Origin of the sequence: Glaciimonas sp. PAMC28666, assembly GCF_016917355.1 — a bacterium.
Taxonomy (GTDB): Bacteria; Pseudomonadota; Gammaproteobacteria; order Burkholderiales; family Burkholderiaceae_D; genus Glaciimonas.
Genome location: NZ_CP070304.1, coordinates 2929576 through 2941594 on the forward strand (window position 1 = coordinate 2929576; position 12019 = coordinate 2941594).

The window sequence follows — 12019 nt, forward strand, 5'->3', positions numbered from 1 at the left end:
TCCGGTCGTTACACACACGGTATGACTTAATATAGCGAGCTTAATTGATTACTTCCAATACAATATAGTCACCGTATTAATACCTTAAAGGTATCAGATGATAGAACTACGCCATTTGACTTATTTCCGAACGGTTGCAGAAACCCTGCATTTTGGGCGAGCAGCCGGTTTGTTGCATATTTCACAACCGCCGTTGACGCGGCAAATTGCGGCGCTAGAACGTGATCTGGGCGTTTTGTTGTTTGATCGTAGCAAGCGAAATGTACAACTAACACAAGCGGGGCTTAACTTTTACAAGGATACAGCGGAGATTTTTAGTGCGCTGGAGCGCGCCAGGCGCAATGCGGTGTCTACCAGTGCAGGCAAAATCGGCAGTTTAATGGTCGGTTTTATGATGTCGTCGGCATATAACATTCTGCCTTCGGTAACGCGTCATTATTCCGCGAGCTATCCGGAAGTGGATATGCAATTAACCGAATACGTGCCGAATTTGCTGGTCGCCGACATTAAAGAGAGCAAAGTTGACGTCGGCATCATGTACCGGCCGGAAGACTGCACGGGGCTGCACAGCCGGACAATATTTAGCGAACCATTGGTGTTGGTACTGCCAAAAAATCACCGGTTGGCGGATCGCGAAATAGTTTCACCCAGCGATCTGACCCATGAATCGTTCATTAGTATTCCGCGCACCATTGCCCCGGTGGTATATGACATGATCGTCAATTACTGCCAGGCGCATGGCTTCCATCCACGCATCAAACTGGCCGCTAACCTTCAGCAGACTATCGTCAATCTGGTTGGCGAGGGTTTGGGCGTCGCCATGGTGCCGAGTTCAATGCAAGCCATGCATCTGGAGACGACCATATTCAAACAAATGACCGACCCGCCAGTGGTGGAAGTGGCCGTGATCTGGAATAAGGAAAATCGTAATCCGTGTGTAGGCACATTCATCGCGACCGCGGAAGAGGCATGGAAAAATTTGAGTGAGTCGGCTCGCGAGCAATAAACAAGAGCATTTAGCAGCCCGCAAAAATAGGACCGGTAGCAGATACCGGCCACCTATTTTTGTTTGGCAAGCGTGACGGGAACGATTTCCGTAAGCCCAGACCGTAAAGTTAATCCAGCGTAATGCATTCAGCGTAATACATTAAACGTCATACATTAAACGTCATACATTTAGCGTTATATATTCAGAACGCCAGCGGCGATAAATCCACCATCCACGGGAACGACATGACCCGTAATAAAAGAAGCGTCAGGTCGCGCCAGAAAAGACACCGCCGCCGCGATTTCAGCAGGTGTCCCATAACGTTTCATCGGCATGCCGTTGGTAAAGCTCAATCGTGTTTCAGCACTATGCAGAGCTTCTGTCATTGGCGTGTCAATTGGGCCCGGCGCGACGCTGTTGACGGTGATTCCATGTTCGGCCAATTCGATTGCCATCTGCCGGGTAAGTCCGATTACCGCTGCTTTCGAGGTGCCGTATGCGGTCCGGCCGGTCCCGGCGCGTAGCCCGGATACGGATGAGATATTCACGATGCGTCCCCATTGATGGCGCAGCATCAGCCGTGCCGCATGCTGTCCGCAGAGCAGCACACTGGTCAGATTAGTGGTGAGGGTTTTTTGCCAGGCATCCAGCGGCAGGTCGAGAAATGCATATGTTTTGGCAATGCCGGCGTTATTAATCAGCACATCGCAGCGGCCATAATCCAGTTCGATAGTGGCAAATGTCTGCGCGATCGCTTCCGGATCGCTAACGTCCATGCAAAGTGCCGCAGCCGATCCGCCGGATGCGTTTATTTTTGCTGCGGTGACGTTTGCGGCTTCGAGGTTGATATCTGCGACCAGTACGTGCAACCCGTCCATTGCCAGGCGCTCCGCAATTGCTGCACCAATACCCATAGCTCCGCCCGTCACCAGCGCCACCCGAAGGGCGCGGCTATCCTGTTCAGTCATTTTATCTCCGTTAAGTTGACGGTCTGTTTAGCATTCTGGTTATGTGTGGCAGACCGCCGTTTTGAGGTCGAATAGTCGAGACTGAATTTGGAATCTTCAATTTTCAATCTCGCTATTGGGTTGAGGGTGGTTTATTTACGCTTTTGTTACGTTTTTGTTGCGCTTTGCTACGTGTTTCCCACGTTACTGCTAGGTTATTGCTGTCTTAGTTCTCAAGAAAGCCAATTGAAATCCAGGGGATCGCAACGACTATCAGCAAGGCGATTACCAGCGCTGCCAAATAGCCCCAGACACGGTTGAACACTTTGTCCGGCGATACTTTTCCGATCGCGCATGCAGCGTAGAAGCCGACTCCGAACGGCGGGGCAAACAAGCCGATTCCCATCGACAGGATCACGACCATTGCATAGTGCACATCGTGCACACCCAATGAACGCGCTACAGGAAACAATAACGGGCCAAACAGCACAATCGCTGGAATACCTTCCAATATGCTGCCTAGTACGATAAAGATAACCACTGATATCAGCAAAAAGCCGGTGCCGCCGCCAGGAACGCCTTGCATCAGCGTGACCAGTTTGGCCGAGAAACCGGATTGCGTCAGGGCCCATGCCATTGATGTCGCCATGCCGATGATTAACAGAATCGCGCCGGATAAAGTGGCTGCTTCAACCAACATTGGATAAATCCGTTTGAAATCAAGATGACGCATAAACAGATGCATGACCAGTCCGACCACGATTGTATAAGCCACGCCGATAGTCGCCACTTCAGTCGCCGTCGCCACGCCCTCAATCACCGCCACACGGATTAACACAGGGAGTGCCAGCGCAGGTATGGCAATCACCAGCGTTTTGCCGATGACAGCCAGCGAGGCACGTTTGATGTTGGTCGCCGGTTCGCGCCGTGCCCGCAGCCAACAGACCACGCCGATTGCGATGGTAGCAATCACCGCTGGCATCAGGCCACCGATGAACAACGAAGTAATGGATACGCTACATACTGCACCGATCGTGATGAGTACCAGACTTGGCGGGATCGTTTCGGTCATGGCACCGCTGCCTGACAATAGCGCTACTAACTCCTCCGGTTTGGCCCCGCGTTTTTTCATCTCGGGGAATAGCGCTGGAGCAATTGCTGCCATGTCGGCTGCTTTAGAACCCGAGATACCAGAGACCAGAAACATTGCGCCTAACAGGACGTATTGCAAACCGCCGCGGACATGGCCTAACAAGGCAGCCATAAAGTCGATCAGCGTGCGCGCCAGACCGCTGATTTCCAACAATGCACCCAGCAGCACAAAAAGCGGCACCGAGAGCAGAATCAGACTCGACATTCCTTCATCCATGCGGCTAACAACGATCATCATCGGGGCACTCGTGGCTAATGCCAGATAAGCCATGGTCGCGGTTCCGAATGCGAACGCAATCGGTATGCCACCAGCGACACAAGCCCCGATCAATACCACGAAAAATATGATCAGGTTATAGTTACCCATCGCCATTAATAGCGGTTTTCCGGCGTATAGCGCTATTGCAATGACGCCCACTACTGCCACCGCTGACCCTACCTGTTTCAGGGTAGCGTGACTGGCCATGCGTGCAACTGCAGCCAGCAGCATGAGAATGGCACCGACCGGCAATGCTGCCGCGCGCAAGCCGTCCGGAATTTCCAGCGCGGGAGTAGTGATCGCCATCTGATCGTTCGCATGGGTAATCGCCGGATGGATGATCATCAATACGAAGATGCAGACAATCAGTGCTGCCACTGTCTCAAACCAGATTCGCCATTTTTCAGAGAGTTTGTTTACGATTGCCGTGAGGCGCATGTGTTCACCGCGGTCTAACGCCAGCACCGCGCCCAGCATCGCTAACCAGATAAACAACGTTGAAGCCAGTTCGTCCGACCAGATCAGCGGATCGTGTAATGCATAGCGATAGGTCACGCCAATCAGTAATATCAGCGTTTCGACCACGACTAGCGTTGCCGCTACCGCGGCGACAACGTGCATCACGCCGCGGTTGACCGTCGCCAGCAGCCGCGCCAGAAAGTGGCTTTGGACCGGTGTGGTATAGGTCATAGCGGCGTCCATTAAGCCAATTTTCCGGTGTATTTCTCAAGAATCGCCCAAGCTTCAGCGCCAAACTTCTTATGCCATTGCTCGTAGAATCCAGCGCTGCGCAACTTGGTGCGGAATGCATCGTTATCGGTATCGTTGAATTGCAGACCTTTAGTCTTCATTTCTGCGACCAGTGAATCGTTGAGTGCCTTGGTATCAACGCGCTGCTTGAGTCCCGCTTCGTTAATATTGCGCGTGACGATATCCTGCAGATCCTTTGGCAGCTTTTCGAATGATGTCTTGTTGGCGAGGCACCAGAATCCATCCCACATATGGTTCGTCATGGAACAGTATTTCTGCACTTCATACAGTTTCGCAGTTGAGATGATTGCCAGCGGATTTTCCTGACCTTCGACGATTTTTGTCTGTAATGCCGAGTACACTTCAGCAAAGTTGATACTGGTTGGTGCCGCATCGAAGGCGCGGAACATCGAGGTCCAGAGTGGACTTGGCGGAACACGCAGTTTCATGCCCTTCAAGTCTTCCGGCTTATTGATCGGACGGGTGCTGTTGGTAATCTGGCGGTAACCGTTATCCCAAATTTTATCGAACGCAAACAAGGTCGACTTGGCAGAAATTTGCTTGCGGACATAGGCGCCTAACTCTCCATCCATGGCTGCCCATACCTGGCTGTAATCCTTGAACGCAAAACCAATCCCACTGATCTGTGCATCCGAAACCAGGGTGCCAAGAATCAATGGAGAGAGTAAAAAGTAATCGATGGCACCAGCGCGGATTTGCGACAGCATGTCGGTATCAGTACCGAGTTGGCTGTTCGGATAGACCTGCATATCGACGCGGCCTTTTGATTCTGTCGCAATTTTTGCAGCCATTTCCTTAGCCCGCACATTCATTGGGTGCGTGACTGGCAAGTTATTGGCAAACTTCAAGGTGAACTCTGCAGCCGCGAAGGCCTGCGTGGAATACATACTAAGACCGCTGGCAGCGATCGCCGATGTGGCGGAAATAGTCTTCAAAAAACGGCGGCGTGAAAGAACACCAATGCGGTTACCCATCTGTTTGTCTCCTGGATTTTAGTGTTTTAAATGATCTCTGGAACTTGGTAGCGACGCTGCATAATATTAAATCTAGCAATTTCGATGCCAAGGTCCAGATTTGCCACGGAGGTTAATCCGATGGCGATTTTTCGCGTATTTACCGCGGGGCTTATGCAGCCCCGCAACTCCTAACAGCGCAGTGTAGGTATTCTCGTCTAAAAATGGTATTTGGACAAAGGATGTCAGGTGTTTATTTTATGCGACAGGTGTCGCACAAAATAAACACCTGTCGTTATTGCGGTGCAACAAATTTCGCCGGATCGCCGGATCGCTGGTGGCGGTATGCATTCTCCATTCCCGGCCGAATTGCGCCAACATTCCACGCTAACGTCTGAAAGGGATAACATTGAAGTAATTCGGCGCTGGCGCTCTCCCCATCTTTTTCGCCATCAGGCGGCGTTTGATCATGCTCGAACGCCAGGCGCTGTAGAAGAAATGATGCGATAGAACTGGCATTGTTTTTGCATAGCATTATTCTGAAAACTCTTTTTAGGAATCCAAATGACGACTTCCTCACTCTCTGCTTCCGCTTCGGCGTCAGCTCCCTGTATCACCGGTTGGAACCATTCAAAGTTTGGCAAACTTGACGCCCTTGATCCCGAAATATTGATTGCAGAAGTGGCACTCGCTGCGATTGCACACGCAGGATTGACCCCTGCCGATATCAGTTCCATCCATATCGGCACCTTCAACGGTGGCTTTCTGCAGCAGGACTTTCCTTCCTCGCTGATTTTCAACGGGATCCCCGAATTGCGCTTTACGCCAGCAGTGCGCGTCGAGAATGCTTGCGCTACCGGGTCAGCGGCAATTCATTCCGGCTTGCAGTCGATTCTGTCCGGGCAGTCGCGCCATGCGCTGGTCATCGGCTACGAAAAAATGAGCGAACTGGCGACAGCGGCGGTTGGCGATGTATTGCTGAAATGCTCCTACGTCAAAGAGGAGGCAGGTATTCCAGGTGGTTTTGCAGGCGTATTCGGCAATATTGCGCAAGCCTACTTTGATCGTTACGGTGATCAATCCGATGCGTTAGCCGCCATTGCAGCAAAGAATCATAAAAACGGGGCAGTCAATCCCTACGCCCATATGCGAAAAGATCTTGGCTTCGATTTTTGCCGCAACGTCTCGGAAAAAAATCCATTCGTTGCCGGTCCGCTGAAACGGACCGATTGCTCGCTGATTTCTGATGGGGCAGTCGCAATGATTATTAGTGCCGCCGATGTGGCCAAAACCATGCCGCGCGCGGTGCAGTTTCGTTCTGCCGTGCACGTCAACGATTTTCTGCCGCTCAGCAAGCGCGACCCGACTTCCTTCGAAGGCGGTAGCCTGGCCTGGAAGAAGGCGCTTGCGCAGTCGAAGTTGACATTAAATGATCTCTCGCTGGTCGAAACACATGATTGCTTTACGATCGCCGAATTGCTCGAATATGAAGCAATGGGACTGGCCGAACCGGGTCAGGGCGCACGCGCCATTCTCGATGGCGTCACCACCAAAGAAGGACGCCTCCCCATCAATCCTTCTGGCGGTTTGAAGTCGAAAGGTCATCCGATCGGTGCCACCGGCGTTTCCATGCATGTGATGGCGGCGATGCAGGCCTGCCACGACGCTGGCGAGATGCAAATACCGAATGCCAGATACGTCGGGGTATTCAACATGGGCGGAGCCGCAGTAGCCAATTATGTGAGTATTTTAGAGCGAATCGCTTAAGGAAGCGCTAGCACCGGACTCGTGCGGTGCTAGCGCCCTGGCAATAAGAATACGTAACCAACCCAACCGGCAAGCCCATACAACAAGCGCATACAACAAGAGTGAGACCATGTTAAAGAAAGTCATGAATCTGGGGCGGCTATTATCTGATGTCGCGCGCCGTTTTCCCGATGAGCCAGGAGTGATCATTGGCGACGATATCGCTACATGGAAGCAAATCAACGACCGTGTTGATGCCGTTGCGCATGCCTTACATCGGCTTGGCGTGAAAAAAGGTGACAGGTTTTTGGTGCATTCCCGCAACAACCTGCAGATCTTTGAGAGTGCCTGGATCGCGTTCAAGCTGGGTTTGGTATGGGTGCCGACCAACGTGCGGATCACGCCGCCGGAGGCTGCTTATTTAGGGCAATCCAGCGGCGCGACTGTGATGTTGTACGACCGTGGTCTGGCGCATTACGTCGATGCGGTAAGAGCCGTTTCCCCCTCGCTTACGCATGTCATTGCGCTATGTGATCCACGTAGTGGGGAACTGGATTACGCTACTCTGGCGACGAGTCCGTCCATCGACGCATTGCCGTTTGAAGAGGTTGAGGTGGAATATGAAGATCCGCTATGGTTCTTCTATACCTCGGGCACGACAGGGCATCCGAAGGCGGGCACGTTGTCGCATGGGCAAATGGCTTTCGTCGTCACGAATCATCTGGCGGATTTGTTGCCGGGACTGTCACATCGTTCACGTTCTCTGGTCGTCGCGCCCTTATCGCATGGAGCAGGCATTCACGCAATAGTTAACACCGCCCGTGGCGCTGCCAGCGTGTTGCCTGCGACGGACAAACTGGTGCCGGAAGAAGCCTGGCAACTGGTTGAGAAGCATCGTATAGATAACTTGTTTACGGTGCCGACTATCGTCAAAATTCTGACTGAAGATCCGTCGGTCGACCGTTACGATCACAGCTCGCTGCAACATGTGATTTACGCAGGGGCGCCGATGTATCGCGCTGACCAGTGTTATGCGTTAAAAAAACTCGGAAAGGTGTTGGTGCAATATTACGGTTTGGGCGAAGTGACCGGCAATATCACTTTTCTGCCAACTTATATGCACACCGACGACGATAGTGACCCGCACGCGCGGGTCGGTACCTGTGGAATTCCCCGTACCGGTATGGAAATCGCTATTCTGGATGAGAGCGGGCAAAAATTAACCCCATTCGAAACTGGTGAAATTTGTGTACGGGGCCTTGCCGTCTTTATGGGATATCACAATAACCCGGGCGCCAATGCCAAGGCATTCAAGGATGACTGGTTTCATACCGGGGACATCGGCCACGTTGACCGCGAAGGATTTCTTTTTATCACCGGGCGCTCGTCCGATATGTACATTTCGGGTGGTTCAAACGTGTATCCGCGTGAAATTGAAGAGGCGCTGTTAACCCATCCTGCAGTCTCGGAAGTCGCGGTGCTCGGCTTGCCCGATCCCAAATGGGGCGAAAGCGGCATTGCAGTGATCGTGACCAAAGGCGACATGACGGTTGAATCGGCCGAGTTGCAGGCGCATCTGGAAGAGCGAATTGCTAAATATAAGTGGCCGCGCCGCTTTGTGTTTTGGCAAAACATGCCGAAATCCGCTTACGGAAAGATCGTTAAGAAGGAAATTAAAGCATTGCTTGAGGCGAAGGGGGAATGTCACCTATGAATACCAAGGATACGGACCACACCAGTCCAACCAGGAGCGCAAACGCAAACTCTCAGGCCTCATCGCAAGCCCATCGTCCACGCATGATGCTACATCCCGGTCCGTTTAATCCGGTGCGAATTCAGAGCCGACACTCGGCTAGTGGCAGGCACGTCCGACTGACTCTGGTTCCAGGCCTCAGTTTGTTTGATGCCATCGTCAAGCCGCTCATCGAGATCGGGATCAAGAACGCCTCGACCACCATACTTGGCGGCTACTTCGATTATCTCGAGTACTGCGTGGCACCTCCGGACCCGTCGCATCAGGCCATGATCGCCTATTCAAAGCCGATTCAGGCGGGGCGCGCTTACATGATATTCGGGAATGCCACGCTAGGTAAAAACCAGCATGGTCATCCTATCGTTCATTGTCATGCGGCGATTCGAACCGAAAGCGGCGCAGTCAAGGGCGGCCACATCATTACCGACACCTGTATCGTAGGATCGTCGCCGATTTCGGTTTTGGTGACCTCGCTGGACGGGTTTGAATTACGTGTGACTTTTGATCCCGAGACGAATATTCCCCTTTTACAACCGCAAGCGGAGAGCCCGAATGAATAATGCAACTGTAGTTGAAACCGGTTCAATGGGACGCGTCGCTTATGCGCGGATCGCCCCCAACGAAGACCTGGTGCTCGGCGTTGAAAAACTATGTATTGCTGAAGGATTCAAGAACGCCTTTGTACGCGGGGCGCTGGGAAGTCTGGTGGATGCGTGTTTAGGTACGCTGGACGGAAAATATGTTCAGATCAAGGGGCCAGCGGTGGAGATCGTCAGCCTCGCAGGGGAAGTGCGCTCGAAAGATGACGGTTCGCTCAACGCATCATTGACGGGTGTTGTTGCAGATCCCGAGGGTAACGTCTATGGCGGTCCGTTTGTCGCCGGTGCAAACCCTATCTGCATGACCTTCGAGGTTACCTTGGAAGAATGGCTTCCGACCGCGCAATGACGGCTTCCATTCGCATGCCGCTGCGTTGAACCTGCCGGTTTCGGGTTATTGGAAATGTTAGAAGCGATGATCAATATGATGGATCTGAGTGCCATTGCTTGATTCGCCGGACATTTTTTGATCGCTTCCGCTAACCCTGGTCCGGCAGACTATTATTTTATCCGTTCCATTTCAGCAGTCTGACTTTCTACATAGCTGGCAACCTGCCGGACCACTCGCACCGACGAGGAGCCGCACTGGGAAACCCGCCTCGGCGCATGCCTCGCAACACCGGCCGGCCATGCGTCGTACCGGGGTGTTTCGGTGCGCGGATTAATATCTCTGAAAAATCTTTTCGATACTTTTAGTTAGAAACTGTTCACGCCGAATATTTCTCCACTATGATGAGTAATGCGCATATTTAATTAATAAGTCTATTAAATTACTTACTAATAAATACGCACAATTGCTGTTGAGTAGAGGGCATTAGAAATTTTACACTCGGGGTAGACGCAACATGAGCAATCTGAAAAGTAACAGATCGAGTTCTGCGAAACTTGATTTGAAGGCCAATGGCCCGAAAATCATTCAACAAATGTTTGAACATGCGGGCGTCAGGCTGAACGGAGACGCACCATCAGATATGCAAATCCATGACAATATTTTCTTTCAGAAAATGTTCACCAAGTGGGAGTTGGGTATCGGCGAATCCTACATGGATGGGGATTGGGATAGCGAGCAGCTTGACGAGTTCTTTTTCAAAATTACCAGCCATGACCTCGAGCAGACAGTCGTTGGACCAGCAAAGATCAGGTTCTTCCTGGAAATATTAAGGCAAAAATTCTTTAATCTTCAAACCGAGGGACGCGCTTTTCAGGTTGGTGAGCAACATTACGACATCGGTAACGATTTGTTTGAATGCATGCTCGATTCGAACCTGATGTATTCCTGTGGTTACTGGGAGCATGCAAAAAATCTCGAAGAGGCTCAGCAGCATAAGCTGGAACTGATTTGTCGAAAACTGGAATTGAAGCCCGGTGAAAGGCTGTTAGACATCGGTTGCGGATGGGGTGGTCTCGCCCGTTATGCTGCAGAAAAATATCAAGTCGAAGTGGTCGGCGTAACTATTTCAAAAGAGCAACAGAAGTTGGCCCAAGAGCGATGCATTGGACTTCCTGTCACGATTTCGCTTACTGACTATAGAGAGCTTACCGGTGAATTCGATAAGATCGTATCGGTGGGGATGTTTGAACATGTCGGCGCGAAAAATTATGCGACCTACTTTGATGTGGTCGGAAAATTACTTAAGCCGAATGGTCTGTTCTTGTTGCACACCATTGGAAACCATGTGACCGAGAAGCGGCGTGACGTGTGGTTGGATAAATATATTTTTCCGAATGGCCATTTGCCATCGGCCAAACAGATATCCTGCGCGCTCGAAGGACGCTTCTTGATTGATGACTGGCATAATTTCGGTCGCGATTATGACCTGACTTTAATGGCTTGGTGGGAAAATTTTGATAAAGCGTGGCCTACGCTGAAAGATAAATACGGAGAACGTTTTTATCGGATGTGGAAATATTTCTTACTTTCTTCCGCGGGTTTTTTTCGCTCAGGTCAAGGTCAGTTATGGCAAATTGTATTGAGCAAGCGCGGACGTCCGATTACCTATCGGTCGGTACGCGGTGCTGCTGAAACTGAACAGGTGCAAGCCTGACACAGGCCACCCTTCAACCGCCGAACCGTTGCTTGAGCTTATTTTATACGCAATCTGCCCGGCAATAAGGGAATTACCGGCAAGGAATTTTCACCACATTTTTTGATAACAGGAAAGCCGACGTTGCGAGCCATGGTTGCAATGTCGGTTTTTGTATTTTCCAGTCTATGACTCGTCATTACGCGCAGGACATGTCGCCAATGCGCCACTCAGCGCGTCAAAAACTCGCAGGCATGCATCGATGTCGGCGCTATCGATATTCGTAAATAACTGACGTCGGAACGGGAGTAGTGCTGCTTCCAGTTTCAGCACGCGGCAACTTCCTTCATCTGTCAAATACAATAATTTTGCCCTACGGTCAGTCGGGTCTTCCCGCCGTTCTACCAGTTTCGCGGCGATCAGGTGGTCAATCACGCGCACCACCGATGCGGGATCTAATCCCAAAGCATCGGCGACGCTACCTGGGCGCACGCCATTGCCGAGACGGGCAATCATTACCAAAGGCCAGGCGGTGGCCTGTGACAATCCCAGATACGACACGTTTTGATCCGCAGCAACCTTATAGGCGCGCGTTATCTGGCCGAGTGACATTGTCAAATGCATGAGGTCGCGGTCGTGTTGTTGCAGTGTTTCAGGCATAGTTGGTCTCACTTTTTGTTTTCATACTAAATATTAACATGCAAAGTAAATGGCGTATAATTGGTTTTGTCGGGAAGCAACCGATAATCGTTTCAATAGTGACGACTAGTACCAAAGCTAAAATCATCGATTGCCTCAGAAGTAATTGAACAAATCTAGCTTAACCA

Annotated in this window: 11 protein-coding genes; 6 read left to right on the forward strand and 5 right to left on the reverse strand. The window is 51.3% G+C overall.

Annotation, left to right across the window (positions count from 1 at the left end):
• The first annotated feature begins 97 nt into the window (after positions 1-97).
• Entirely contained in the window at positions 98-1006 is a 909-nt protein-coding gene (locus JQN73_RS12565) for a LysR family transcriptional regulator (protein WP_205319133.1), read from the forward strand.
• Between the two features lie 176 nt (positions 1007-1182).
• Here the strand turns inward: JQN73_RS12565 and JQN73_RS12570 are convergent, their stop codons facing one another.
• The 4 genes from JQN73_RS12570 to JQN73_RS12585 all read right to left on the reverse strand — a co-directional run bounded on the left by JQN73_RS12570 (position 1183) and on the right by JQN73_RS12585 (position 5605).
• Positions 1183-1956 (reverse strand): SDR family NAD(P)-dependent oxidoreductase, encoded by a 774-nt coding sequence (locus JQN73_RS12570; protein ID WP_205319135.1) that lies wholly within the window; start codon positions 1954-1956, stop codon positions 1183-1185.
• A 205-nt stretch (positions 1957-2161) separates the two neighbouring features.
• On the reverse strand, positions 2162-4036 hold the full coding sequence (locus JQN73_RS12575; RefSeq protein ID WP_205319137.1) for a TRAP transporter large permease subunit: 1875 nt from the start codon (positions 4034-4036) through the stop codon (positions 2162-2164).
• An 11-nt stretch (positions 4037-4047) separates the two neighbouring features.
• Positions 4048-5091 (reverse strand): TRAP transporter substrate-binding protein, encoded by a 1044-nt coding sequence (locus JQN73_RS12580; protein ID WP_205319139.1) that lies wholly within the window; start codon positions 5089-5091, stop codon positions 4048-4050.
• 274 nt (positions 5092-5365) lie between these two features.
• The gene (locus JQN73_RS12585) at positions 5366-5605 is read right to left on the reverse strand and encodes a hypothetical protein (protein WP_205319141.1); all 240 of its coding nucleotides are present in this window, start codon (positions 5603-5605) and stop codon (positions 5366-5368) included.
• Positions 5606-5634: 29 nt separating this feature from the next.
• On the opposite strand from JQN73_RS12585, the gene JQN73_RS12590 reads away from it, so the two are divergent.
• The 5 genes from JQN73_RS12590 to cfa all read left to right on the forward strand — a co-directional run bounded on the left by JQN73_RS12590 (position 5635) and on the right by cfa (position 11213).
• Positions 5635-6837 (forward strand): acetyl-CoA acetyltransferase, encoded by a 1203-nt coding sequence (locus JQN73_RS12590; protein WP_205319143.1) that lies wholly within the window; start codon positions 5635-5637, stop codon positions 6835-6837.
• A gap of 49 nt (positions 6838-6886) precedes the next feature.
• Entirely contained in the window at positions 6887-8530 is a 1644-nt protein-coding gene (locus JQN73_RS12595; RefSeq protein WP_255542233.1) for an acyl-CoA synthetase, read from the forward strand.
• Positions 8527-9129 carry a PPC domain-containing DNA-binding protein gene (locus JQN73_RS12600; protein ID WP_240162248.1) on the forward strand — a complete coding sequence of 201 codons (603 nt, stop codon included), beginning with the start codon at positions 8527-8529 and terminating at the stop codon, positions 9127-9129. Before JQN73_RS12595 ends, JQN73_RS12600 begins: the two co-directional genes overlap by 4 nt.
• Entirely contained in the window at positions 9122-9517 is a 396-nt protein-coding gene (locus tag JQN73_RS12605; RefSeq protein WP_205319147.1) for a PPC domain-containing DNA-binding protein, read from the forward strand. The genes JQN73_RS12600 and JQN73_RS12605 overlap by 8 nt, the downstream gene beginning before the upstream one ends.
• A gap of 496 nt (positions 9518-10013) precedes the next feature.
• Positions 10014-11213 carry a cyclopropane fatty acyl phospholipid synthase gene (gene cfa, locus JQN73_RS12610; RefSeq protein ID WP_205319149.1) on the forward strand — a complete coding sequence of 400 codons (1200 nt, stop codon included), beginning with the start codon at positions 10014-10016 and terminating at the stop codon, positions 11211-11213.
• A 165-nt stretch (positions 11214-11378) separates the two neighbouring features.
• Here cfa and JQN73_RS12615 read toward each other — a convergent pair whose 3' ends face one another.
• Positions 11379-11852, reverse strand: a complete 474-nt coding sequence (locus JQN73_RS12615) for a MarR family winged helix-turn-helix transcriptional regulator (RefSeq protein ID WP_240162249.1) — start codon at positions 11850-11852, stop codon at positions 11379-11381.
• Between the last annotated feature and the right edge of the window lie 167 nt (positions 11853-12019).